The 23,974-nt window shown below is 61.9% G+C and carries 19 protein-coding genes and 3 pseudogenes; 9 read left to right on the forward strand and 13 right to left on the reverse strand.

The window, feature by feature from the left end:
- Positions 1-487 precede the first annotated feature (487 nt).
- From parS to P3T23_RS26485, 3 genes are read left to right on the forward strand one after another with little or no spacing between them, the layout of a single operon-like run.
- On the forward strand, positions 488-928 hold the full coding sequence (gene parS, locus P3T23_RS26475; RefSeq protein ID WP_201124142.1) for a type II RES/Xre toxin-antitoxin system antitoxin: 441 nt from the start codon (positions 488-490) through the stop codon (positions 926-928).
- Positions 928-1,404 (forward strand): RES family NAD+ phosphorylase, encoded by a 477-nt coding sequence (locus P3T23_RS26480; RefSeq protein ID WP_429319168.1) that lies wholly within the window; start codon positions 928-930, stop codon positions 1,402-1,404. The genes parS and P3T23_RS26480 overlap by 1 nt, the downstream gene beginning before the upstream one ends.
- Positions 1,405-1,436: 32 nt before the next feature.
- Complete coding sequence (locus P3T23_RS26485) at positions 1,437-1,694, forward strand: MerR family transcriptional regulator (RefSeq protein WP_429319063.1); 258 nt, start codon at positions 1,437-1,439, stop codon at positions 1,692-1,694.
- A 41-nt stretch (positions 1,695-1,735) separates the two neighbouring features.
- On the opposite strand, the pseudogene P3T23_RS26490 reads toward P3T23_RS26485, so the two are convergent.
- A pseudogene (locus P3T23_RS26490) lies at positions 1,736-2,437 on the reverse strand (ISNCY family transposase); the annotation flags it as partial.
- 542 nt (positions 2,438-2,979) lie between these two features.
- Here P3T23_RS26490 and P3T23_RS26495 point away from each other — a divergent pair.
- Positions 2,980-3,370 (forward strand): annotated as a pseudogene (locus P3T23_RS26495) (Hsp70 family protein); the annotation flags it as partial.
- A gap of 182 nt (positions 3,371-3,552) precedes the next feature.
- Positions 3,553-6,600, forward strand: a complete 3,048-nt coding sequence (locus P3T23_RS26500) for a hypothetical protein (protein ID WP_429319064.1) — start codon at positions 3,553-3,555, stop codon at positions 6,598-6,600.
- Between the two features lie 509 nt (positions 6,601-7,109).
- Here the strand turns inward: P3T23_RS26500 and P3T23_RS26505 are convergent.
- From P3T23_RS26505 to mdlC, 3 genes are read right to left on the reverse strand one after another with little or no spacing between them, the layout of a single operon-like run.
- A complete protein-coding gene (locus tag P3T23_RS26505) occupies positions 7,110-8,189 on the reverse strand; it encodes an enolase C-terminal domain-like protein (RefSeq protein ID WP_429319065.1) in 1,080 nt (359 codons plus the stop codon).
- Positions 8,186-9,373 carry an alpha-hydroxy-acid oxidizing protein gene (locus tag P3T23_RS26510; RefSeq protein ID WP_429319066.1) on the reverse strand — a complete coding sequence of 396 codons (1,188 nt, stop codon included), beginning with the start codon at positions 9,371-9,373 and terminating at the stop codon, positions 8,186-8,188. The genes P3T23_RS26505 and P3T23_RS26510 overlap by 4 nt, the downstream gene beginning before the upstream one ends.
- 22 nt (positions 9,374-9,395) lie before the next feature.
- Positions 9,396-10,973, reverse strand: coding sequence for a benzoylformate decarboxylase (gene mdlC, locus P3T23_RS26515; protein ID WP_429319067.1), 1,578 nt, complete (start codon positions 10,971-10,973; stop codon positions 9,396-9,398).
- A 106-nt stretch (positions 10,974-11,079) separates the two neighbouring features.
- Between mdlC and P3T23_RS26520 the strand changes: the two genes are divergently transcribed.
- Entirely contained in the window at positions 11,080-11,973 is an 894-nt protein-coding gene (locus tag P3T23_RS26520) for a LysR family transcriptional regulator (RefSeq protein ID WP_429319068.1), read from the forward strand.
- A 1-nt stretch (position 11,974) separates the two neighbouring features.
- Here P3T23_RS26520 and P3T23_RS26525 read toward each other — a convergent pair whose 3' ends face one another.
- Positions 11,975-12,775 carry a FadR/GntR family transcriptional regulator gene (locus P3T23_RS26525; RefSeq protein ID WP_429319069.1) on the reverse strand — a complete coding sequence of 267 codons (801 nt, stop codon included), beginning with the start codon at positions 12,773-12,775 and terminating at the stop codon, positions 11,975-11,977.
- Between the two features lie 92 nt (positions 12,776-12,867).
- Here P3T23_RS26525 and P3T23_RS26530 point away from each other — a divergent pair, with 92 nt between their 5' ends.
- Entirely contained in the window at positions 12,868-13,296 is a 429-nt protein-coding gene (locus tag P3T23_RS26530; RefSeq protein WP_429319070.1) for a nuclear transport factor 2 family protein, read from the forward strand.
- Between the two features lie 39 nt (positions 13,297-13,335).
- Here the strand turns inward: P3T23_RS26530 and P3T23_RS26535 are convergent.
- From P3T23_RS26535 to P3T23_RS26570, 8 genes and pseudogenes are all read right to left on the reverse strand, one after another.
- A pseudogene (locus P3T23_RS26535) lies at positions 13,336-13,806 on the reverse strand (GlcG/HbpS family heme-binding protein).
- Between the two features lie 24 nt (positions 13,807-13,830).
- Positions 13,831-14,736 (reverse strand): hypothetical protein, encoded by a 906-nt coding sequence (locus P3T23_RS26540; protein ID WP_429319071.1) that lies wholly within the window; start codon positions 14,734-14,736, stop codon positions 13,831-13,833.
- Between the two features lie 220 nt (positions 14,737-14,956).
- A complete protein-coding gene (locus P3T23_RS26545; protein WP_429319072.1) occupies positions 14,957-15,388 on the reverse strand; it encodes a GlcG/HbpS family heme-binding protein in 432 nt (143 codons plus the stop codon).
- Positions 15,389-15,417: 29 nt separating this feature from the next.
- Positions 15,418-16,821, reverse strand: a complete 1,404-nt coding sequence (locus tag P3T23_RS26550; RefSeq protein WP_429319073.1) for an MFS transporter — start codon at positions 16,819-16,821, stop codon at positions 15,418-15,420.
- Positions 16,822-16,859: 38 nt separating this feature from the next.
- On the reverse strand, positions 16,860-17,792 hold the full coding sequence (locus P3T23_RS26555) for a SphA family protein (protein ID WP_429319074.1): 933 nt from the start codon (positions 17,790-17,792) through the stop codon (positions 16,860-16,862).
- A 149-nt stretch (positions 17,793-17,941) separates the two neighbouring features.
- Complete coding sequence (locus tag P3T23_RS26560; RefSeq protein ID WP_429319075.1) at positions 17,942-18,490, reverse strand: cupin domain-containing protein; 549 nt, start codon at positions 18,488-18,490, stop codon at positions 17,942-17,944.
- A gap of 52 nt (positions 18,491-18,542) precedes the next feature.
- The gene (locus P3T23_RS26565) at positions 18,543-19,382 is read right to left on the reverse strand and encodes an HpcH/HpaI aldolase family protein (protein ID WP_429319076.1); all 840 of its coding nucleotides are present in this window, start codon (positions 19,380-19,382) and stop codon (positions 18,543-18,545) included.
- A gap of 521 nt (positions 19,383-19,903) precedes the next feature.
- Positions 19,904-20,749 (reverse strand): IclR family transcriptional regulator, encoded by an 846-nt coding sequence (locus P3T23_RS26570; protein ID WP_429319077.1) that lies wholly within the window; start codon positions 20,747-20,749, stop codon positions 19,904-19,906.
- 90 nt (positions 20,750-20,839) lie between these two features.
- On the opposite strand from P3T23_RS26570, the gene P3T23_RS26575 reads away from it, so the two are divergent.
- Both P3T23_RS26575 and P3T23_RS26580 read left to right on the forward strand, forming a co-directional pair.
- Positions 20,840-23,215, forward strand: coding sequence for a cytochrome P450/oxidoreductase (locus P3T23_RS26575; RefSeq protein ID WP_429319078.1), 2,376 nt, complete (start codon positions 20,840-20,842; stop codon positions 23,213-23,215).
- A gap of 102 nt (positions 23,216-23,317) precedes the next feature.
- Positions 23,318-23,974: a hypothetical protein gene (locus P3T23_RS26580; protein ID WP_429319079.1), complete on the forward strand. Its 657-nt coding sequence runs from the start codon at positions 23,318-23,320 to the stop codon at positions 23,972-23,974.

A 23,974-nucleotide genomic window follows, 5' to 3' on the forward strand; every position in this document is an offset into this window, starting at 1 on the left:
CGAAACCGGCGTGTTCGAGTTGCGCTTCAACGATGAGGCAGTGGAATGCGTGATGCTGGCACGGCTACAGCGGGTCGGAGACAGGAGCGGCAAACGCCGACAAACCAGCCGGACTGACGTATCCCGACCCCCGCCACGCGATCCCCGGCAGACCAGGCTGTTCTGACGCGACGGTACCCGACCGCAGTCGCCAAGCCAATGAATTTAGGGCATTTATCGCGACGGGAGCTCAGCCTACCTGTTGCGCATCGCCCGCCTCAGCCTTCCTTCGCTCCCATACGCCATGGTCTCCAGATTCCTGGCATACGAGCGCACCTTCGGGTGGAGCGGTTCCTGGGCGTGTCGTCGATCTCACCCCAAGGGTGTTTGGCGCGATCTTTTGCTGAAAGTAGCCGGCAGTCCGGCCCGGACCGACGATGCTCTGGCAGCAACTACCGTCTCTGCCATTTTGGTATAAAATAGATGCCAAATGGCAGGAGGTGAAATCGTGAACGTCATCGAGAAGGTATCAGCCGATTCATTGCTGGGAGGCCGGTCGGTATTTCCGCGTTCTCCCCGATCCGGCCTTGAATGGGTGGACGTGGTCCGCCACGGCATTTCGTCGCGGGCGCTGGACGCGATGCTCAAATCCATCGGACTTTCGCAAGCAGAACTGGCGCAGGCGCTCGATATCCCGGAGCGTACCTTGGCGCGTCGCAAGCGGGAAGGGGTGTTGAGCCGTGAGGAGTCAGCCAAGCTGCTGCGACTCGCGCGTGTCGCCGCGCGCGCTGCCGAGGTGTTTGACGATCTCGACCTGGCACTCGCCTGGCTTAAGACGCCGGTTGCTGCCCTGGAAGACGCCACGCCACTGAGTCTTGTCGATACCGACATTGGCACCGATAGCGTGATGGATACGCTGGGACGCATCGAGCATGGCGTGTTTGCGTGATGTTCACGGCATGGCGGGTGGTGACCGAGCGATATGCGGATACCGCTTTTTCTGGGGAAGGAGCGCGATTGTACGGTGGCCGGTGGAACCCCAAAGGCGTCGCGATGGTGTATACGGCGCAGACGCAATCGCTCGCGCTGCTCGAAATGCTGGTCCAGGATTCACCGCTGCGTGCCCGCTATGTGATGATCCCGGCCCGTTTCCCCGAGAAAATCGTCGAACGTATCGATCCAGCCAGTTTGCCTCGCGACTGGCGGGATCTCTCGGCGCGGGCCGAGTTGCAGCAGATTGGATCGGCGTGGGAGCGGAAGCTAACCAGCGCAGTGCTGGCTGTTCCCAGTGCGGTCGTTCCTGCGGAATCCAACTATTTGCTCAATCCCAATCATCCAGACTTCGCGCTCGTCGTGGTTGGAGCGCGTGATGAGTGGTTGACCGACCCTCGGTTATTGCGGCGCGCTGCTGCAAAGGGATCGTGACGAGCATCTCGTGTGGCGGTGGTAAGCGGACCATGACGAGTGATCAATCACCCCACCGGCTGTGCTTCGCTGGCTGCCGCCATTCAAGATGCTTGTCGTGTCGTGTCTCTCATCTCGCAGAGCGGTTGGACGTGGCGCCGACGACCGTCAAGAGCTGGCGTCGTGCGGGCCTGCTTGTAGCGCACCGTTACGACGACAAGGGCGGATATCTCTTCGAACCTCCGGGCGCCGACGCACCAGTAAAGTTCCAGCACCAGGGAAAGACCCGTGGCCGACGTTCGGCCGCATAAACACCAACGCAACCGACCTATGAGGTGCACTATGCAGCGTAGCCCTTGGCCTGACTCGAATTCGCACACAGCCCATCAATGTTCAGCTCGAACATCGCCCGGCCGAAGTGCGTCACGCCTTTGCCGCCGGTCGTCGCCGTCTGCGTCGAGCGGAACACGCTCGCCCTGTCGCTGTAGAACGCCACCGGCTTGCCATGCTGTTCCAGATACGCCCGGGTCACTTCAAAGTAGCTGAAGGTCGATTCGGTCGCCGTGAAGTGCAGCGCCATCAGCCGGCTGGTCGCGTCGTCGACATACACCAGCAGCGTGCACGCCGGCGCCCGTTCCTCGAACCAGCGGTGATCGCTGCCGTCAATCTGCACCAGCTCGCCCAGACACGACCGCCGTGCCCGCGGCTGGTAGAGCTTCGGCGGCCGCTGCCGGCGCGGCATCCACAGGCCGGCATCCGTCATCAGGTGCCGCACCGTTTCCTTGGACAGCGCCAGCCTGTGACATTCACGCAGTTTCTCGCAGGCGAGCGTCGGACCAAAATCCGGGTAACGATCCCGGATCAGGTTCAACGCGCGCTCGGCCACGCCGTCTGCCAGCTGGTAGTTGCTCGGGTGCCCACGATGGCGTGACAGCAGCCCCGAAGCGCCCTGGCTGCGATAGCCCGCCAGCTCGTCTGCTGGAATTGTTCGTCGAGAAATACCCGCCCGATGAACTGGGCCATGAAGTCGGAATATTCGAGCCGGTACGGCGATATCACGAAGAGCAGCTCGTCGCGCAATGCGTTATCGTGCTCCGCCAGGTCGAGGTGAGCTAGCCAAAGCTCCTTGGTGCCCAGCCGAAAGGCACACAGTATGCCTACGAGGGAAATGCCCTGGTGGACACGCCGCCTGACCGACGCCTCGAATTTCTCCATCTCCGCGGGCGTGAACCAGTGGCCGCACGCGCCCCTGGTCCGTGTGCAGGGCATCCCCACAAGGGTCAGCCGATGATCGAGAAGCGCTTCGAACAGGTCAAGACCGTACACGAGATCGCGCCGGTGTTCCTGAAGGATGAAGGCCGTATCGAGGCGTTCTTCACGCTGTACTTCCTTGCACTGCTTGTGCAGGCGCTCATTGAACGCGAGCTGCGCCTTGCCATGAAGCGTGAGAATATCGACGAACTGCCTCTTTGTCCCGAGCAGCGACAGTACGCACGCCCCACGACCGAACAGATCCTGCGCCTGTTCAGCCTCGCCGAACGTCACCGCCTGATCGATGGCGCACAGGTAGATGAGCGCCATCCCGAATTCGTCATGCTGCAAAAGCCTTCAGAAAATCCGCAGAACTGGTGGGTCATCGGGCGTATCAGTGCGCGTCGACCATTCTACGGAGGCGGTTCACGGGAGCGTGCGCTGCGTCGTGCCGCCCGACGTACCCGCATGGTGGCTGGATGCGATCCTCGCGCACGACTGGAAGAAAATCGAGCCGGCCGTATTTACCCCCGTGCAGATCGCCCGCATGATCGGGGATCGTTCGCGGGATCTGCCGCTGGCGGTTCGCGAGACCGTCATACGGCGGCTCGAAGCCGCGAACGCACCGCAAACGTGGGTCGAGATGGTGCGCGACACAGTCGCATCCGACGATGCCGACTCCATGCGCGTGTTCGGCGAGTCCCCTCCAGCCGGTTTGAAATTGATCGTCGAGTGACGCCGGTCCGACGTCGGAACCCGCCGTTCAAAAATCCCCGGTGCGAACCGTTCTCCGATAAGAGTCGGCAGCAGTTCGCGAGCACGGTGCAACCGGCGGCTCGCCTCAGGGATTGTCGGCCCGCTCGCCTGCAGGCAAAGGTGAGCTGCGGGCATCGAATCCGGATGCCAAGGAGACTGGACATGGCATTGACATCGAACGGGCTGACGAACGGCGGCGCGACCAACAACTATCAATTCCAGTACGACGACTCGCTCGCGGGCCCGGGCGGCATCGAGCCCGCCCGCACCAATCAGGTCATTGTCGCGGCCGATGCCGATCTCAACCAGATCGCTGGCTGGTTCGCAGGCACGGCGCTCGACGTCAATCTGCGCATCGCCGTGAACATCACGCAGAACGGCGGCGGCGCAAGTTGGAACCTCAGTAACGGGAACCTCACGGTGACGATCAATCCCGCGACGGAGAACGCGAACCAGGTTCGCTATCACCTCGTGATGGAGATGACCGAACAGTTCATGCGGGCTCAGGGCGAGGGCTGGTATGGGCAGGGCACCGAGGGCAGCGAGGGCGAAGGGCTGTCGCGCTTTCTCGCCACCCAGTTCATGGCGATCAACGGATTGGGACCGCAGCCCGCCGGCTTCGACAACAGCAACAGTTGGCTGAGTAGCGCGCGCGCCGACTACGTCAACAACATCGCGTCGACGGATGACGGCCCTGACAAAGTCACCGGGTGCTCGTTGCTGTTCATCTACTACCTGTTCGCGCAGCTCGGCTTCGGCATCAACGCGATCGTAGCGGCGGGTGCGAACACGCTCGGTGGGGTGTACCGTAACCTGACTGGCGACACGGCTAATCCGTTCCCGTTCTTCAAGCAACTCGTGGACACGGCCCTTCCGGGCACCTCAACGATCACGAGCGGCAATCTCGACAACCCGTTCCCCCTCGGCATCCTGTCGTTCTGGGTCGACAAGAGCACGTTCGGCCGCGATGAGGTGACCGACGTTATTGCTTCGCCAACGCACGGCGCCTTCAACAATGCGTTCTGGCTGGTGCTTGAAGGATTCAACATCATCAACTTCAATGCGCTCGGCATAAGAGTTCCGGCACTCTCTGGTCCGTTTCTCGGCCTTCCCCTGATCGGCATTGCCGAGGATGTCGCCGGACCGCAGTTCGAAGACCCGACGAACGTCAAGATCCCACAGCGGATCCGCTTTCCGTTCGACATTACGTTCCAGACCGCGGCGCTTGCGGCATTCCCGAATCCGGGCGGCGGCCCGGCTTTCGAAGTGCTTAACGCGCAGGCCACCGTGGGCGGCAATCCGCTTGCCGGTGCGTCCGCGACGACAGAGTTCGAGCTCGTGGGCGGCGCCGATCCGTATTTCACCAACGTCGATCCAGCGCACGAGAACGTGTTCTATCTGAGCCAGGATCTGCGCGTGTTCACGGCTACGCCGGGCGTGAATCCGGCACCGGTGGCCGGCGCACCGGCGTTCGCGAGCGACAGCTTCGCGGGAGCCTACAGCTACATGCAGGGCGTGCTGACGTTCCTCAACGACCCGAACAATCACTTCACCGACGACACCCAGGATCCGTTCGCCTCAGGCGTGATTCCAGACCAGGGCGCGGCGCTCACCGGGGATTCGTCGGTTACGCCATTTACGGTGCACGCTTTTCCGCTTCAGATATTCAACAACTACAACTTCGCAATCGCGCGGGTGCGGCTGCGCGGCAACCCAGGGCCGGCGGACGCTGCGCACAACGTGAAGGTGTTCTTCCGGATGTGGTCCACACAGACAGCCGACACGGATTTCGTGCCGGGGAGCACGTATCTGAGCAACACCGTAGGCGGCAAGCCCGAGTGGCCGTTGCCGGCGCCCGATTCACATACGCTCCCGTTTTTCGCCACGGGCAACAGTCCGGACTTAGGCAACCCGTCGAACCCTGAGTATGGAACGGGCGGCGTGAACAACCGGACGATCCAGATCGCGTCCGGCGAACAGGCGTTCGCGTATTTCGGTTGCGTCCTCAATGTCTACGACCCGGACAACAAAGCGAACGGCGTGCCGGTACAGACGCTGATGATGGGCACCCATCATTGCCTCGTGGCTGAGATCGCGTACGACGACGCGCCGATCGTCAACGCGAACGGCGTCACGATGAGCCCGGAGAATTCGGACAAGCTGGCGCAGCGCAATCTGCAGGTGACCCACTCGGACAACCCGGGGCCCGCCGACACGCACCGCGTTCCGCAGACTTTCGACCTTCGCCCGAGCCCAACCATTATGGCGACTGCTGGGCAACTGCTCGATTACCCGGACGAGCTGATGATCGACTGGGGCAAGACGCCGGTGGGCAGCGTCGCACATATCTACTGGCCGCAGGTGGATGCGCCTCAGGTGCTCTCGCTGGCGAGCGGGATCTATGGAACGCACCTGCTTAAGGCTTCGGATGCCCATACGATCGACTGCGTAGTGACGCGAGGAGTCACATATGTGCCGATTCCTTCCGGAACGGGCGAGAATTTTGCCGGACTGTTCACCATAGATTTGCCGACGACGGTCACTATCGGGGAGGAATTTAACATCGTTGTGCGAAGGGTTGCGTCACGACGGGCGCGGACGGATGTGCCGCGCGTTGCAGCAAGGCCTCGAGTCGAGGCTGCCGCCGGTAAGCCGAACAGGGCTGAGGTTGCAGAGGTTAACGTGACGGCAGCTGCGGCAACAAAACCAGGCGGCACGCCGGCGATGCGGAACTGGCGCTACGTCGTCGGAACGTTCCAGGTGAAAATCCCCGTCACGACGAGCGCGGTGATGCTCCGCCCTGAGGAAAACACGCTTGCCATCATGAGGTGGCGGTTGCAGCAAATGGCGCCGGCCAATCGCTGGTATCCGGTGCTCCAACGCTACATCGATTACATCGGCGCACGCGTGGATGGCCTGGGCGGCAACTCGGCTGCGATTCTGCCGTCGCCGACCGGCGTGCCGGTCAAACCGCCCAGAGAAGGGCGTGAGCATGAGTTCACCGGCAAGGTATGCGAAGTGCTCTTTGATTGCTTCGGTGACTTCGAAGGGTTTGTGCTGAGCGATTGCTGTCACACGCATGCGTTCAAGGCACGGGAACGCGGGATCGGAGAAGTCGTCATGCGCGCCTGCAAGGAGCGGCTGCTGGTGACAGTTCGCTTCGAAGCCGGACGTGAGGACGCAGTCTGCAGTCTGGCGATCAGATGCTGAGGAACGGTACCATCGGATTTAGACGAGATCCACCGTAGTTTGAAATAGAAGGTCGCGCCGTAGAATTAGTTAGCGTTGCCTTACAAATTGCATGTACGTGGATTTGCGTCTATTAGATGCTGTTCCCCCGGAATGCAAGAGCGCGAGATCCTTGCGCCGATCATACATGCAGTAACGGACCAACTATGGCCCTCTCATTCAACGAATGGACAGAACGTCGGGGCGCTATGGCGTCGATATCGGGAGACTTCAGCAACCCGCGTTGGTTTTTCGACATTATTCTTATTCAAGCGGTCGTACGAGTCGGGATCAGCGGGCGGCAGCTACGGGGGCCGAACTGCCGGCCGCAGCCACCCATCCGTTCGAGAAGATGCGGCCTTCCCATTTGCGCGTTTGCCTGTTGTCGTTCATTCGTTGACTCCAAAAATGTTCTTGCGGATCACGTTGCACCTGCTGATCTGCGAGACGGATCAGCTTGATTCGCCCGCGGTGGTCCACGCGGGCGACGGTCAAACCAGGAAACGGTCGACCTCTTTCTCCCGCCAGATGATTCCCGCGCCGGGCGCGTCTCCGAAATGCGCATTGCCGTCCTTGAACTGCAGAACGGACTCGACGATCGGGCCGGCGAGATCCATGCGTTCGAGCAAGTGGCACGTCGGGCTGACCGCCAGCAGATGCGCGCTGAATTCCTGAAAGATGTGGCTGGACATCGGCAGGCCATGTTGCTCGGCCAGAGCGCTTGCCCGCAGCCATCCGCTCACGCCGCCGATCTTCATCAAGTCGGGCATGCACAGATCGCACGCGCGTGCCGCGATCGCTTTGGTCATGTCCTCGGGACCGAACCAGTTTTCGCCTAGCTGAACGGGAATCTGCAATGCTTCGCGTATGGTCGAATGTCCCACGTAGTCGTGCTGCAGCGTCGGCTCCTCGATCCACGCGACGCCTTCCTGTTCGAGCGCCTTCCCGCGCCGCACCGCGTCGGGCACCGTCAGGCCCTGGTTGTAGTCGACCATGATCTGAACCGCGTCGCCGACCACCTCGCGTATGGACCGGACGACATTGAGGTCGTGCTCAAGCGTTGGATAGCCGATCTTTGTCTTGATCGCCTTGAAGCCGGACGCGACTGCGTCGCCCGCCCGCTTCCGGGCGAGCTCGACGCCGTCCATGCTGTGGCTGTCGTACGCGGCAAGCGGCCGTGCCGTGCCGCCAAGCAGCTCGACGAGCGGCAGCCCGTGCAATTTGGCCTGGGCGTCCCATACGGCCATGTCGATGCCCGCGGTCGCCATGCGGATGACGCCGGTATGGCCGATCAGGCGGAATCGGGACTGCATCAGCTGGTCGATCACGTAGGGCGCGAGTGGCATGTCTTTGACGACCGCCGCGAGCTCCTCGACCATCTGCCGAACTGGCTTGAGCGCGAGCGGCGCGTAGGTGAATAGATAGGATGTGCCGGTAACGTTCGCATTCGTCTGCAAGTCGATCAGCACGAGCGGCGACGTCGCCACCGTGCCGACTGCGGTCTTGACCGGATATTGCAGTGGAACGTTGACGGCCCGCGCGCGCAGGCCGGTGATGCGGATGTCGGTCATGGTGCCTCGAAAAGTTGAGTGAGCGGCGACGGCACAGGCGCGCCGCCATCTGCGTCCGGCCCGTCCGGCCAGAGGAAGTCCCGCGACAGTTGGCCGATGTCGGGGCAGCCGATCTGCGCGAGCGTGGTGTCGATCTCGCTCTTCAGCATCGACAGCACGGCTTCGACGCCGCGCTCGCCGTCGGCGGCGAGGCCATACAGCGTCGCGCGGCCGAGCAGCACCGCTTTCGCGCCCATTGCGATCGCCTTCACGACATCCGCGCCGCGGCGAATGCCGCTGTCGATCAGCACGGGCGCCGCGATCCGCGACGCCGTCGCACCGAGCGCTTCGAACGGCGCGACCGCGCTGTCGAGCTGGCGGCCGCCGTGGTTCGACAGGATGACGCCGTCCGCGCCCAGCGCGATGCAGCGCTCGGCGTCGTCGGCACAGCTGATGCCTTTGACGAGCAGCCGGTGCGGCCAAAGATCGCGCAGCCATTGCAGTCCTTCCCATGAAAAGCTTGCGTCCATCTGCCGGCTCATCAGCGCGGCCTGAAGCTCGGTATCCTTAGCATCGGTGCTCGCGAAGTTCGCGAGCTGTGGCATCCCGTGCCGCACGAGGTCGAGCGACCAGCGAGGGTGCAGTATGCCGTCGAGCAGCGTGCGCGGGCTGTACCGCATCGGCATTCCGAAGCCGTTGCGCAGGTCGCGTTCACGTTTGCCGTTGACGCCGACGTCGGTGGTCAAAATCAGCGTCGTGTAGCCGGCGCTCAGCGCGCGCTTCACCAGCGATTCCGCGAGCCTGCGGTGGAGGACGTAGAGCTGGAACCAGATCTCGCCGGTCGCGGCCCTGCCGACGGCTTCGATCGACGTGGTCGATGCGGTCGACAGCGTGAACGGAATACCGAACTTTCCGGCCGCGCGCGCGAGCGCCAGGTCGCCGTCCGGCCACAGGATGCCATTGAGGCCGGTCGGCGCGATGACGAGTGGCGCCGACAGCGGCTTGCCGAACAGCGACGTCCGGATATCGCGCCGGCTGACGTCGACGAGACGGCGAGGCTGAAACTTTACATCGTCGAAAACGCGGCGGTTGTGGTGCAGACCGATTTCGTCCTCCGCGCCGCCATCCAGATAGTCGAATACGATTCGCGGAAGACGCTTCCGGGCAAGTGCGCGGAATTCCGCGACATTGACGGGGTGGTTCATCTCTGTCTCCTTGCGCATGCGCTCAAGCGCGCGTCTCGACTTCGATGAGGAACGGCTTGTCGCTGGCAAGCGCCTGCTCGAGCGCCGTCTTCAACGACGCGCCGGAATTCGCATGCAGCGCATCGACGCCGTAGCCGCGCGCGAGTGCGCAAAAGTCGAGACCCGGCACGTCGAGGCCCGGGACGTCTTCGACCTGCAGGACGCCGGCGAACCAGCGCAAGGCACCATATGTGCCGTTTTTCATGATGATGAAGATCGCGGGGATGCCGTATTGTGCCGCGGTCCACAGCGCCTGGATGCCATAATTCGCGGACCCGTCGCCGATCACACCGATGACCTGACGTTCCGGCTTCGCGAGCTGGATGCCGACCGCCGCGGGCAGTGCGAATCCCAATCCACCTGCGGCGGCGAAGTAGTAGCTGCCGGGCTCGGTCATGCGCAGCCGCTGCCACAGGAGGTTGGTGGTCGACGTCGATTCGTTCACGTAGATCGCGTCGCGCGGCGCGATGGCGTCAAGGATATCGAACACACGCTCGGGCGCGAGCGGGCCGGGCAATTCGGGCGCGCAATCGGGACGCGATGGTGTGTTGGGCATCGGCCGCGCGCTCGGCGCCACGGCTTCGCTCAATGCCTGCAGCGTGGCGGCGATGTCGGCGATGATGGCATCGCCCATCGGCGCGCGCGTCGCTTCGTTGATGTCGCACGTGATCGAAATCAGCCGGGCGCCCTTGGGCAGATAGTCGCCGGGCTCGTACTGGTGATAGCGGAACACGGGCGCGCCGACAACCAGAATGAGGTCATGGCCGTCGAGCAGCCTGCTGATGCCTGCGATGCTCGCGGGGAGCAGTCCGCGGAAGCACGGATGAGTCGTTGGAAACGCGCAGCGCGGCGCCGACGGCGCCATCCACACCGCCATCGCAAGCTTCTCGGCGAGCGCAACTCCAAAGCTGTTTGCATTGGCGGCATCGACGTCTGGCCCGGCGACGAGCACCGGGTTTTCGGCCTGCTCGAGCGCGTGCGCGAGCGAAGCCAGCGTTTGCGCGGATGGCAGTCCGGCCAGCTCGACGCGGCGGCGGGCGAGATGCTCGACGCCGCGTCCGGCTTCCTGCTGCCAGTCATCGTACGGTACGGACAGATAGACGGGCCCGGCCGCGGGCGTCGCCGCCGTGTGAATCGCGCGGCTGAGCGCGAGCGGAACCTCCTGTGCGCTGGCGGGCTCGCTGCTCCACTTGACGAGCGGGCGCGGGAGATTGGTCGCGTCGGTATTGGTCAGCAACGCTTCGACGCCGATCATCGAACGCACCTGCTGCCCGGCCGTGACGACGAGCGGCGTATGCGAGTTCCACGCGTTCGCGAGTGCGCCCATCGCGTTGCCGGTGCCGGCGGCGGAGTGCAGATTCACGAGTGTGGGCCGGCCGGTCGCCTGCGCGAAACCGTCGGCCATGCCGACGACAGCGCCCTCGTGAAGGCCGAGGATGTACCGGAAATCGGCCGGAAAATTCTTCAGGAACGGCAGTTCGTTCGAACCCGGATTGCCGAAGAGGGTGGTCAGGCCTTGCTCGCGAAGAATGTCGTGGCATGCCTGGTGAACGGTCGTCATTGCAAATCTCCTGGTCAACGCGCTCATCCTAGGAGTCGTCCAAAAATAAATCCAATCATCATTTTTTTGTTATAAAAATAGATGTTGTCTATATTTTGATGCCGGCATGACGACCGACCTGAACCTGATCCGAACCTTCGTAGCCATCTACGAGATGCGCAGCGTGAGTGCCGCGGCGAAGCGGCTGAACATTACGCAGCCGTCCGTGAGTTACTCGCTGAACCGGCTGCGCGACCTGCTGCAGGATCCGCTGTTTACGCGCACGCGTGGTGGCATGGTGCCGACATTCAACGCGACGCAACTGTTCGATGCGTTCAAGCGTGCGCTCGACGACATAGATGCGGCCATCGTGGCGACGCGGCAGTTCGACCCGCGGCAATCGAGCCGCAGTTTCCGTCTCGCGTTATCGGACCTGGGCGAGCTGCAGTTCTTGCCTCCGCTCGTTCGCGAATTGCAGGCGAGTGCGCCGTCGGTCGGATTGGAGATCGTGCAACTCGACAGCGAGCGCATCGCCGGATGGCTGCAAACCGGCAGCGTCGATGCGGCAGTCGGAAACCTGCGGTCCGTCGGGGGCCAGACGCGCAAGAGGACGCTGTTCACGGAAAGCTATTCGTGCCTGCTCAGCGCGTCGCACCCGTCGATCCGCGACGCGCTGCCGCTCGACGACTACGTGTCGGCCAATCACGTGGTCGTGGCGCCGTTCACCGGTCACCACCTCGTCGAGGACGTGCTGTCGGAGATGGGGCTGACGCGGCGGATTACGCTGCGCGTGCCGCACTTCACGAGCCTGGTGGCGGTGATCGAGTCGACCGATCTGCTGCTGACGCTGCCGACCCGCATCGCGCGCGCGTTCGCAAGCGACGGCAGGATGCGCGTCTTGCCACTACCGTTACCGACGCCGACCTTCGAGGTCAATCTGTACTGGTATCCGCACACGGAAGACTCGGCCGCCCAGCAATGGTTTTGCGACACGATTGCGCGTACGTTGAGCCGTGTCTGAGCTAGTCCCTTTGCAACATCGACCCCAGAAGTCTCGCCAGAGCGGGTTCGGACAGCATCTTCTCGCCTGCGTCCGGCAGCGACGAAATCACCTTGCCGGATTGTTCGATATGCGAGCGGGCAGCCTCGCGCGCAGCAGCGGTGTCGTGGTTCGCAATGGCGTCGACCAGATGTTGACGATGTTTGGCCATGCGCTTCGTGATCTTTCGCCAGTTCTCGAATGAGCCGCCAGTGAGTTCTCTTGCGAAGCCGATCTGAACACTGGCGAGAAATCTGCAAAGCGCGGCAAGCAGTACATTGCCCGACGCTTTGGCGAGCATATCGATAAACAGTCGCAGACCTTCCGCCACCGCTTCGGAATCTGTTCCTTCGTTGATCTGACGTAGTGCCTCGCGCATCGCCTGAAGGTCTTCCTCGGTGGCTCGCCTGGCGGCGAGTTCCGCGGCATAGCCGTTGAGCGCACCCATCACGCCCAACACTTCCGCAATGCCGACGCGTTCGAGTTGCATCATCGAAAGAAGCGATACGCCGATGAGCTGGTCGGCGTCAGCCGTCACATACGCGCCGCTGCCATGCCGTACTTCGACCAGCTGCGCCGTCGTCAAGCCGCGAATGGCTTCCCGGATCGTCGGGCCGCTCACGCCATAACCTTCCGCGAGCTGCTTCTCGGTTGGCAGCTTCGTGCCGCGGGTGAGTTCGCCGTCGAGAATCCGGCTTCGCAAGTCTTCGAGAATCTGTTCGGCGGCATTGCCGCGGGCAAGTCGACGTGTTGGCTGCCAGGAGGGTTCAGTGGGTGTTTGCATGGGTGCATTCCTTTTTGTGCTGGACCTGCGTCTGGCATTACTATACTCTACAAGTCACCTTGTGACTTTGTTAATGTTGGTGCGGACGAAGAATGAGCGACCCTGTCACCCAGAACGAACTGCAATCCATCGAGCGGCTTTTCAGCGATTTCGCCTGGTTTGCCGACCGGTGCGACGCCGAAGCGCTGGCGAACCTGTTTATGCCGGGCGGCGTGTTGTCCGTGGGCGGCCGCGAGTCGGCGGGCAGCGACAACATTGCTGCCGACTGCCGCAAACGCTTTGCCGCGTCCGATCGCAAAACCCGCCACATGTGGTCGAATCTGCGTGTGGAGATGCCGACCGCCGACACTGCGAGAACCACGGCTATCCAGTTGACATTCGAAACCTCCGGCGATGATACGCCGGCCCGCTTGCGCGTGAATGATGTCATCGACGAACTGCGCAAGGGGGCGTCCGGCGAATGGCGGTTTGTCAGCCGCCACATTCGTTGTGAAATGGCGCTGGAACTGCAGCACCAATAGCCGGCCGACAAGAGAAGCAGTCTGGCCGGCCGGACCGCTTTATCCGACATCCGCCTTCAACCCCGCAGGGGCAATACCCGCCGCTGCGCAGACTTCATCTTTCTCCGGGTGATCGCCGCTGACTCCCACCGCGCCGATCACATGGCCGTCAGAATCGCGAATCAGCACACCCCCGGCAACCGGAACGATCCGGCCCGCGGAGATGTCCGTCAGCGCGGTGAAGAAGGCTTGCGCTGCACTCGTGCGCTGCGCAAGCGCGCGACCGCCCGCACCCATGCCGAGTACACCTCAGGCCTTTGCCTGCGCAATCTGCGGCCGCAGGATACCGCTGTCCTCCTCCCGCTTGAATGCGACGAGATGGCCGCCCGCGTCAAGCACCGCGACCGCAAGGGGCTTACAGCCAAGCGACCGTGCCGTCTCGAGTGCGGCGTCCACAATTCCGGAAGCTAGAGCCAATGATAAGGTTTGCATAGGCGTGTCTCGTAACGAAGAGTCATAAAGCAGGCGCATATATCGTTATGCGCCTGAATGCAATTACTCAAGCTGGTCTTCCGGTCTCATTTCCTCCTCGGCGAACTGATCCGACTCAACAACCGGCTGTTCGATGGGTGGCAATCCGACCAGAAACAGTTCCATTGTCGACGTCGCCTCGATTTCGAGTTTTTCCCCCGGATATACCTGCAACGCGGTCAAGGGAGTCAACGGATTAGCGTCTACGGTCCCTTCACCAGACAGGACAACAAACAAACGCTGTGAAGACTCGTCCACCGAAGACCAACTGGCCTCACCGCGCAGGCGTACCATCTCAATCCACACACCGCGTTCCGAAAAGCTCCCCATGAATTTGTGATCGACACCAGGCGATCCTTTCAACATCAGCCAGTTGAACCGCTTGGGATCCGCCACAATCACCTTCCTGTAGCGCGGATGAGGATACTTCAGCCTGACCCCGAAAACTTGCTTCCATACGGCATTGAGCCCCCACTCGCGTTTGCCATCGGAGCGGACGTAAAAGGGGCCGTCAAATCGCCCGCTCTTTTCGAGTTCCTTCCATGCTTGACGCCGCTGCTCGATACTCATGAACCCGTACGTCGACGATCCGCCGAACTGCAACGTGAGCAAGAGACGACCCGCCGGGGTCTGCTCTGTAATCGGGTCCTCCTGCGGCCCATACGCCAGGCCTTCCGGAAAGTAGCCGATCTGCCCTTCCTCCAGAGTCAGGCCCGGCTGGACGTGATACGGTCCCTTCAATGGAAGACGAATCTGTTCGAAATTGTGGCGATGTCGAGGCATACGAAAGTCGGCATCCTGCCTCGCGAGGATATACATGAAATTTTCGGGTGAGGTCGGGTCATCCCCCTTTAGCATGTGCTGAAAGGAAATGGCGCCGGTCGGATGGTCTTTCTTCCAGTTGCCAGGGTCGAATGGAACGATCTTCATCTTGAGCTCCTCTCAGGGTGTATGTCGTCTCGCGTTTAGATTGCCTGTCCCAGATCAGACGCGAGCGAACAGCCAAAATGGCGCACTGCGGGCATCGCGGGCGCGCTGCCGCGTGAATTAAATTTGGCGATAGTGAACAAGGGGCCGGCACTGCTGCCCACCACCAGATCCGCTGCGAACTGGCCGTGAGCTTAAAGGACTGATCTAGTCGGCAAGAGCTTCAGCCAACGTCCGCCCTCATGCATGCCCCTTCGACGCCGAATACCGCGCATGCTTCGTCCTTTTCGGGATGATCGCCGCTCACTCCGACTGCACCTACTACGCGGCCTTCGCTATCGCGAATCAGCACGCCCCCCGCGACGGGCGCGATACGTCCTTGCGAGATGTGCGTCAGCGCGGTGAAGAAGGCTGGCGCTGCACTCGCACGCTGCTCAAGCGCGCGTCCGCCCGCGCCCATGCCGAGTACACCCCAAGCCTTTGCCTGCGCAATCTGCGGCCGCAGGATACCGCTGTCGTCCTCCCGCTTGAACGCGACGAGATGGCCACCGGCGTCGAGCACCGCGACAGTCATGGGTGCGCAGGCTGTCTGGCGTGCTTTTTCAAGTGCCGAGTCAACGATTGCTGCAGCTTGTTCGAGAGAAAGTGAGTGCATGTTGCGTTTTCCTTGAGTCAAATGATCGATCAATGAGGGCTAGTCGTAGAGGTAAGCGCACCGGGACTTTCGGACGATGGACCTTGGGCGCGACCCACCGCGCGACCGCCTTCGTTGTGATCGGCTTTCCTGCGGACGAACCGTCCCAGTATCAGCACGGCAACCGCGGCGCCGGCAGACGTCGCGCCCGCCACCAGAAACAGCGTTTCCGCCGTGACGCCCGCGCCGAGCAAAACGCCGCCCAGCACGGGTCCGACGATTGCCCCAGTGCGGCCGATACCCATCGCCCAGCCGATACCTGTTGCCCGTAGAAACGTGTCGTAGTACACCGCGCAAAGTGCGACGGTACACATCTGCGCACCGATGCTGAACGCACCAGCGACAAAGGTCGTGACGTAGAGCAGCGTCGGCGACCGGCCGACGAAGCCAATGGCCACGATGGCCAATGAGCCTGCGAGATAGGCCGCGCCAATTACGCCGGGGGCGCCGAAGCGATCGGAAAGACGGCCTAGCACGACACAGCCCGCTACAGCGCCGAGATTCAGCATGGATACCGCGAGCACGGCCTGTTCGATATTGAGGCCATTGCCGCGAGCCACGACGGGAATCCAGTTGATGAGGAAATACGTCAAGAGCAGACTGAGAAAGAATGCGGTCCAAAGAAGCAGCGTGGTCGGCCCACGCCCATTCCTGAACAGGCTCGACACCGGTGAGTGCGATTCCTTGGCGAAAAGGGTCAATTTTCCGTTCCATTGCGCCTGCGCGTTCAGACGGTGCAAAACGCGCGCGATCGCTTCGCGGTTGCCGCACAGCGCAAGATATCTCACCGACTCAGGCACGACAGCGAGGAAGACCGGGAGTATGAACAGAGGCAGTGCGCCCCCGACGGAAAACACCATCTTCCAGCCAAACACCTGGATAATCGCAGCCGATCCTACGCCTCCGACCACGGCGCCAAGCGGAAAGCCGCAGAACATCATGCCGACAAGCGTGCTCCTGAGCCGCGCGGGAGCATACTCCGACGTGAGCGAGATGAAAGCCGGCAACGCACCTCCGAGTCCGATTCCGGTTACGAACCTTAGCGCGGTCAGTTCCCCAATCGTTTGCGCAAAGGGCGTCGACAGTGATGCGGCCGCAAAGGTCAGCACGGCGCTCGACATGGTTGCCTTCCTGCCCAATCGATCGCCCGCGGCACCCAGCGCGAGTGCTCCTACAAGGCCGCCCAGAAGGCCAGCCCCGAACACGCGTCCGAACGCTGCCGGCGTCACGTGCCACGCGCCGATGATTTGCGGTGCGACGAACGCAATGGCTTGGGTATCGAAACCGTCGATCATCGCCACCAGTCCGCACAGTAGAAAAATGATGATCTGCAGACCCGTCACCCGCCCTTCGTCGATGATGGATTCGAGATCCAGTTTGCCTGTCGGTTGCATGTATTACTCCATAAACGGACGAGATCCGGTCGCGGACATCAGAAGCGGAAGTTCAGATTGGCGAATACTTTGTATCCCTTCGGAATCGTGGCGCGATTTGGCCCAGGATTGCCGCCCGACGCGCTGGCGCTCACGTCTTTGGTCGCCCAGAGATTCAGCACGACCGGCCCGAAGTCGTAGCCGACCAGGCCGCCCACCGCGAAAAGGTTGTAGCTGCTCACGTTGATCGCGTTGTGATAGAACGCGCTCGACGTATCGTTGGTCACCTGGCCGACATACGACGCGACCGGACCGACCCGCCATTTCCCGAAGGCTTTCGTGGCGACGAAATCCGCGTGAAGAATATTGCCGGTGCGGTATTCGGTTTTCGTATTCGGCGTGTTCATTTCAAGCGAGAAATTGGCCGTCAGATTCCACCCGTCTTTCAGATATGAGAATGCGAGCAGGGGCTGTACGATCCACCAGGGCGCACCCGGATCACCGAGTCCGTTGGGCCCGGAGATGGTGCCGTCCGGAACGGTGACGCCAATACCGGTCTTCACGAAGAGCCCGGTATTGCCCAGTGCCCAGCTCAATTGCACAGGCGCGATGAAAGTGTTGCGCACGCCACCGCTTTGCACGTTCAACGGAGCGCCGGCGTCGGCCATTGTGAACGGCTGCACAATCAGGGCTTCGTAGCGGGCGCCGAAAAAGGTCCAGCCAGGCGTCCAGAGGACGCCCGTGACCGCTGACGCCACGCGGATCGGCGTCGCACTGCTGGGATCGCCAGGACCGTAACGGTGTGCCTGGGCTGTATAGACCTCGTTGAAGCTGTAGAAGCCGGGCGCGGGCGTGGCGGCGGTCATGCCCAGAACCACTCCGGGTGGCATCGACCATCCAGGGTAGCCGGCTTCGTAGGCGTGCGCTGACTTGCCGCCCATCATGGCGGTCCCGGCGAGCGCAACGCACCAGGCATATCTACGTGATTGCATGAATGTCTCCTCCGTATCGGCCTGCTTCTTATCGAGTGGCCTCTTGTCTCGCGCGACTTGCCGTGCGGCGGGCGCGGTGCCGGTATCGCTGGCGCGACCCGGCGCCGGCATCGGGGGCGACGCGGGCCTCGTGCGCCTGAATGGCTGTGTTAGCTGACCTGCTCGCGCTGCGCGGCGTCGATCATGCAACCGCACAACAGACACGGTTCGTTCGAACGGTTGCTCCACGCGTGATTGGTGCCGCGGATCACGACGGTGTCGCCTGGCTGCATCAGTACTTCGTCGACGTCCGTCACCAGGTAGATCTCACCCTTGATGCAGGTGAGGCAGTCGAGGGTGTCGGTGCGGTGCATGCTCGGGTGGCGAGCCAGGTCTTCCGCGCTTGGCTGATGTTTCTGCTGCACCTCGAGGTTCAGCTTCCTGAGTTGCTCGACGTGATGTGCCTTATCCGCGGTATCGGGCGGAATCTCGAGCGCGCGAAACAGCAGGCCGCCAGGGAAAGGCTCACGCGTTGTCACCTCGTTTGCGCGGTCCCGGTCAATGCTGTTGTCCACCGGGACCTCGCGCGCGCTCCACAGCGTTGCACGATAGAAAATCCCCGGGTTGTGCTGGACGTTGGTGGCTTCGTCCAGCAGCACTGCTGATTTGCCGTCCGCATTCGGACCTACGACATAACGCTTCCAGTTCCATTTGGTCATTGAGGTTCTCCTTGATCGGGTCTGTGTCGGGATGCAACCGGCGGTGCTGGTATCAGTCGGGAAAGGCGCTGACCGGCGCAGGCGGACGTTTGAAAGCCGACCCTTCAATGCCGGCATTGAGCGAGGCGACGGTCTGCTCGCAGAAGCGCCGGAACCCAAGCGTGTCGAGGCCGAGGCTGAAAATCCGCACCCCGTCGTCGAGCGACTTGCGGCAGGCGGCGGGCGAAGGATCGAGAACTGGTCCGCCGATCACCGCGACACCGTGCTTTTGCGCCGACCGCAGCACTGTCCGGTAGGCCTCCTGGACGCGCGGGCTTTTCATCATCAACGTGCCTTCGTTCATCGCGTAGGCAAGATCGCCCGCGCCGAAGACGATGATCTTCACTGCGTCGAGCGCGCATATTTCGTCGATGTTCGCCACCGCCTCCGGATGCTCGATCATTGGAATAAGCGCGATTTCCGCGTTGTTCCAGGCGGTGTACTCGTCGAAGTTCCTGAACGCGTAACGGGCCGCGCGGGTTGCCGGGCAAATGCCGCGCTCGCCGATCGGAGGGAAAAAGGCGAACTTCGCGGCCTCCTTGACGTCTTCTGCCGAGCGAACCATCGGCAAAAAGATGCCCATGGCGCCTGCCTCGAGGGCACGACGAATGCCGGTTTCGTCGGAACGGTCCGGCACGCGCACGAAGGGCGCGAGGCCCGCGCGCTCGGCAATGCGCACGCTGTTTTCCAGCGCGCGCACGTCATTGCCCGAGTGCTCGCCGTCGATCATGACGAAGTCGAAGCCGGTCAGGCCCATCACTTCGATAAGCGCCGGATCGCCCGTAAAACACTGCATGCCGAGCGGGATCTCATTGCGCTCCAGCATTTCCAACAGACGGTTTCGCATGAACATCAGATATCTCCTGCGTAATTTGAAGGTGCAAATGGCTTGACGGTGTTTTGCCGAAAAACAAAGTCACCAGGTGACTATATCACCCAAAGACAGGGATTAAACGACGGATGGGGTAAACGATGAATTGCGGAGGACGATGCGATTGCGGGTGTCGCCCGACCAGCGACGTGCGAGAAGCCAACACAGTCGCGCGATTTCTTTGCAGGGCTTTGTTCAGTCGCGTGAACACACCAACGGTACGGCGATTTGTGTCGCGAACCGGTGGCGCCGCGGGCACGTGCGTCGCAGTCTGGGGATAAACTGACCTCACCCAGCGCTAGAATCTGCTCGATTAACGCGCTGGCTCCGCTCGGGCGGGCTTGTGGTTAGAGCGCCGTGGGGCGAGCGCATTGTTTTTTGCGTCGGGGAGGGGGCTTCGCTGGAGGGGTAGGTGAAATGTCGCTTCTAGCGTCGATGCGTGCGTCACCGGCCAAGGAAGAATCCAATCTTCGGGGGCAGTCCAGGTCCAACATGGACACGTATCAGACGGAACCAGAAAATGCGTTGGCGTGATCCGGCACATAGCCGAGCGCGGCGCTGATCGTTTCAGCTTCCTTGCGCAAGGCTGTCGCAATCGGACCATCATTCGAGGAGTCAAACCCACCCGTCGCCCCCAGCGCAGTGAGCGTCGCGCAAAGGTGCCCATTGGCATCGAAAAGCGGCGCGGCGACTGCGCTTATTCCCTTCAGATTCGTATCTTTGACCGTGGCGCAGCCCATTGCGCGAACCTCGCGTTGCAACTGTCCTATCGGATCGGTTGGATCGAGTTGCGCGCGCAAGTCGGCGGGGGCGCGCGCGAGTTCTTCTTTCGCCAGTTTTCGAACTCGCGACTCATCGAGTAAGGCGAGAAAGAGTCGCCCTGTCGCGGACCAGAGTAACGACATGACCGAGCCCGCGCGCACATTCACCGTGACAGGTAACCCCGGCTCCTCAAAGCGAATGATCGTCGGTCCGTGATTGCCCATTACGGCAATGAAGCACGTCACTTCCAGGCTCTCGCGTAAGCGCACCAACGACGGTTCGGACAAGCGAATGGGGTCCGCCACGCGCATTGCTGCAAGACCGATGGAAATGCACTGGGGTCCCAGGCAGTACTGCTGCGTCTCCCCGTCCTGAGTAACGAAAGACTCTTCCATCAGGCTCGCCAGGTAGCGATGGACTTTCGCCGGATTCTCGTGCAGATGGGCGGCCAGCGCGGTCAGGGTCGCACGTCCCCCAAGGGCGGCCAGCTCTTTGAGTACGAGCATCCCGATGGACGCAGACTGCACGCGTTGCCGGCGGTCCCGCGCAGCACGGTCACCCGCCTGCTTTTGAGAATTATTTTCCATTTCGTCATCTTAGCCGATCGGGAGCGGCAGCCGATATGGCAAGGTTTACCCGGATCACGTGATTACGCATTGCGTATTATAGTTACGCAAATGACATCGCATTTGGAGAAGAGCATGGCCGCAGTCGCCCCTGATCTCGGTGTATCGAAGTGTCCTTTCCATGGCGCAGCGCCTGACGCCGCGCTTTCCCCCAGCGGTTGCCCGGTGAGCGCACGCGCCGCTGCGTTCGATCCCTTTGAGGACGGTTATCAGCAGGACCCGCCCGAATACGTGCGCTGGGCCCGTGAGCAGGAGCCGGTTTTCTACAGCCCAAAGCTTGGCTATTGGGTCGTCACGCGCTACGACGACATCAAGGCCATCTTTCGCGACAACATCACCTTCAGCCCGTCGATCGCGCTCGAGAAAATCACGCCGACCGGCCCCGAAGCGAACGCGGTGCTGGAGTCGTATGGCTACGCGATGAACCGCACGCTTGTGAACGAAGACGAGCCAGCGCACATGCCGCGCCGTCGTGCGTTGATGGATCCGTTCACACCCGAGGCGCTTAAGCACCATGAACCGATGGTGCGCGAGCTCGCGCGCGAGTACGTAGATCGGTTCATCAACGACGGCTGCGCCGACCTTGTCGACCAGATGCTGTGGGAAGTCCCGCTCACGGTTGCGCTGCATTTTCTCGGCGTGCCGGAAGAGGACATGGACACGTTGCGCGAATATTCGATCGCACATACGGTGAACACGTGGGGCCGCCCGAGGCCGGAGGAGCAGGTCGAGGTTGCGCATGCGGTTGGCAAGTTCTGGCAGTTCGCGGGCAAGGTGCTGGACAAGATGCGCGAAGACCCGTCCGGCCCGGGCTGGATGCAGTACGGCATCCGCAAGCAGAAGGAACTGCCCGACGTGGTGACGGATTCCTATCTGCACTCGATGATGATGGCGGGCATCGTCGCCGCGCATGAGACGACGGCCAACGCGACCGCCAATGCGATGAAACTGCTCCTGCAGCACCCGCAGGCATGGCGCGACATCTGCGAGGACCCCAGTCTCATTCCCAACGCCGTCGAGGAATGTCTGCGTCACAACGGATCGGTCGCCGCGTGGCGTCGGCTTGCGACGAAAGACGTCACCATCGGCGGCATCGACATCCCGGCGGGCTCGAAGCTGCTCATCGTGACGTCGTCGGCCAATCATGATGAGCACCAGTTCGCGGATGCCGACTTCTTCGATATCCGCCGCGAGAACGCCAGCGGTCAGCTCACCTTCGGTTATGGCTCGCATCAGTGTATGGGCAAGAACCTTGCGCGCATGGAGATGCAGATCTTTCTCGACGAGTTCGCACGCCGGCTGCCACATATGCGGCTTGCCGAACAGCGCTTCACTTACGTGCCGAACACGTCGTTTCGTGGGCCGGAGCATCTCTATGTGGAATGGGATCCTGCACAGAATCCGGAGCGCCACGAACCATCCGTGCTGAAGGCGCGTGCAACGGTGCGGATCGGTGAGCCATCGTCGCATGCGGTGAGCCGCGCGGTGATAGTCGAGAGCGTGTCGGCGTGCGCGGATCGTATCGTGCGTGTCAGGCTCGTCTCCCCGGATGGCAAGCCATTGCCGCGCTGGGCGCCGGGTTCACATATCGATGTTATCTGCGGCGACCCTGGACTCTCACGCCAGTATTCGCTTTGTGGCGATCCGCCGGATCGCGGTGCATACGAAATCGCGGTGCTGCGAGAGCCGGAGAGCCGCGGCGGATCGGCCTGGATCCATGCCAACGTCAAGGCGGGCGATTTACTGAAGATTCGCGGCCCGCGCAATCACTTCCATTTCGCTGCCGATGCGCGCAGGGCGATCTTCATCGCGGGTGGCATTGGCATCACACCGATCAGCGCGATGGCACGAGAAGCAAAGGCTCGGGGTATCGACTACACGATTCATTACAGCGGGCGGCGCCGCGCATCGATGGCGATGCTCGACGAGCTGGCCGCGTTGCACGGCGAACGCCTCCATGTGCACGTATTGGAAGAAGGCTCACTCAACGATTTCACGTCACTCTTCGCGCAACCGGACGAGCACACGCACATTTATGCATGCGGCCCGGCGGGGATGCTCGAAGCGGTGGAGGCGAGCTGCGCGCATTGGCCGGAAGACGCCCTGCGTGTAGAGCATTTCGTATCGACGAAGACCACCCTTGACCCGTCGAAGGAACATGCGTTCGAGATCGAACTGAAAGACTCCGGCCTTGTGATTCCGGTCGCCGCGGATCAGACGGTGCTCGCGGCGCTGCAGCAGGCCAACATCGACGTACAAAGTGACTGCCGGGAAGGCCTGTGCGGGTCGTGCGAGGTACGGGTGCTGGCAGGCAAAGTGGACCATCGCGACATGGTGCTCACGCGCGCCGAGCGCGAAGCGCACAACCGCATGATGACCTGCTGCTCGCGCTCGTGCGGCGGTGAGCGGCTCGTGCTCGAACTGTAAACACGCAGCCGGTTTAAGACTGCCGATGCATACGGGCGAGTCCCGCGATCTGGAAATTTCAGGTCCGGGGGGACGTTCACAACTATTGGTAAGGATGCCGTAATGTATAAGCTGATGAAATGGGCCGATCAACTGCTTCCCGGCGCGAAGACGATTCCGGAGGTACCCGCGCAACACTCGATGGTCTATATCGCGTCGGGCTCGGCTCTCGTAAATGGCGTGGGACTAGCCGCAGGCAAGGCCTGCTATGCCGAGGAAATCCTGACCGTCGAAGCGGGCAACATGGGTGCGGAATTGTGGCGGTGGGGGCTGGTTCGAGACGACAGCGGCCTCGGGTTGTTGAGCGGTACGGGTGTGTTGTCCAGACTGCGAATGGCACGCCGCGTAAAAATGTTCGAGATGATGCCTACCTCGAAGTGGCTATTCCGACTCGATTGCATTGTCGGGTTCGAAGGAACAACCGGACTGCACTCCCATCCCGGTTCGGGAATTCGCTGCTTGATCGAAGGCGATCTTCGGACCGAATCGGAAAAAGGGGAGAACACAGTCAACACCAGACGAGGGGATGTGTGGTACGAGGAAGGTGCCTATCCGCTTGTTTCGACGGTGCGGGACGGGGCGAACACCACGTTTCTGCGCGGAATGATTCTTCCTCCGGAGTATTTGATTTACGGCGAGACGGCGACATGGATTGAAGGGGCCAAAGCCAAATATGCCGAGTGGAAGCCGTTGGAGCAGCGCGTCGTCAGTCTGCGATAG

It is taken from the genome of Paraburkholderia sp. GAS448 (genome assembly GCF_050435685.1).
Lineage (GTDB): Bacteria > Pseudomonadota > Gammaproteobacteria > Burkholderiales > Burkholderiaceae > Paraburkholderia.

Bases quoted from the DNA above. Each gene is read 5' to 3' on its own strand.
- P3T23_RS26480 (WP_429319168.1), top strand. From the start codon at position 928: ATGTTCACGGCATGGCGGGTGGTGACCGAGCGATATGCGGATACCGCT.
- P3T23_RS26485 (WP_429319063.1), top strand. From the start codon at position 1,437: ATGACGAGTGATCAATCACCCCACCGGCTGTGCTTCGCTGGCTGCCGC.
- P3T23_RS26500 (WP_429319064.1), top strand. From the start codon at position 3,553: ATGGCATTGACATCGAACGGGCTGACGAACGGCGGCGCGACCAACAAC.
- P3T23_RS26505 (WP_429319065.1), bottom strand. From the start codon at position 8,189: ATGACCGACATCCGCATCACCGGCCTGCGCGCGCGGGCCGTCAACGTT.
- P3T23_RS26510 (WP_429319066.1), bottom strand. From the start codon at position 9,373: ATGAACCACCCCGTCAATGTCGCGGAATTCCGCGCACTTGCCCGGAAG.
- mdlC (WP_429319067.1), bottom strand. From the start codon at position 10,973: ATGACGACCGTTCACCAGGCATGCCACGACATTCTTCGCGAGCAAGGC.
- P3T23_RS26520 (WP_429319068.1), top strand. From the start codon at position 11,080: ATGACGACCGACCTGAACCTGATCCGAACCTTCGTAGCCATCTACGAG.
- P3T23_RS26525 (WP_429319069.1), bottom strand. From the start codon at position 12,775: ATGCAAACACCCACTGAACCCTCCTGGCAGCCAACACGTCGACTTGCC.
- P3T23_RS26530 (WP_429319070.1), top strand. From the start codon at position 12,868: ATGAGCGACCCTGTCACCCAGAACGAACTGCAATCCATCGAGCGGCTT.
- P3T23_RS26540 (WP_429319071.1), bottom strand. From the start codon at position 14,736: ATGAAGATCGTTCCATTCGACCCTGGCAACTGGAAGAAAGACCATCCG.
- P3T23_RS26545 (WP_429319072.1), bottom strand. From the start codon at position 15,388: ATGCACTCACTTTCTCTCGAACAAGCTGCAGCAATCGTTGACTCGGCA.
- P3T23_RS26550 (WP_429319073.1), bottom strand. From the start codon at position 16,821: ATGCAACCGACAGGCAAACTGGATCTCGAATCCATCATCGACGAAGGG.
- P3T23_RS26555 (WP_429319074.1), bottom strand. From the start codon at position 17,792: ATGCAATCACGTAGATATGCCTGGTGCGTTGCGCTCGCCGGGACCGCC.
- P3T23_RS26560 (WP_429319075.1), bottom strand. From the start codon at position 18,490: ATGACCAAATGGAACTGGAAGCGTTATGTCGTAGGTCCGAATGCGGAC.
- P3T23_RS26565 (WP_429319076.1), bottom strand. From the start codon at position 19,382: ATGTTCATGCGAAACCGTCTGTTGGAAATGCTGGAGCGCAATGAGATC.
- P3T23_RS26570 (WP_429319077.1), bottom strand. From the start codon at position 20,749: ATGGAAAATAATTCTCAAAAGCAGGCGGGTGACCGTGCTGCGCGGGAC.
- P3T23_RS26575 (WP_429319078.1), top strand. From the start codon at position 20,840: ATGACATCGCATTTGGAGAAGAGCATGGCCGCAGTCGCCCCTGATCTC.
- P3T23_RS26580 (WP_429319079.1), top strand. From the start codon at position 23,318: ATGTATAAGCTGATGAAATGGGCCGATCAACTGCTTCCCGGCGCGAAG.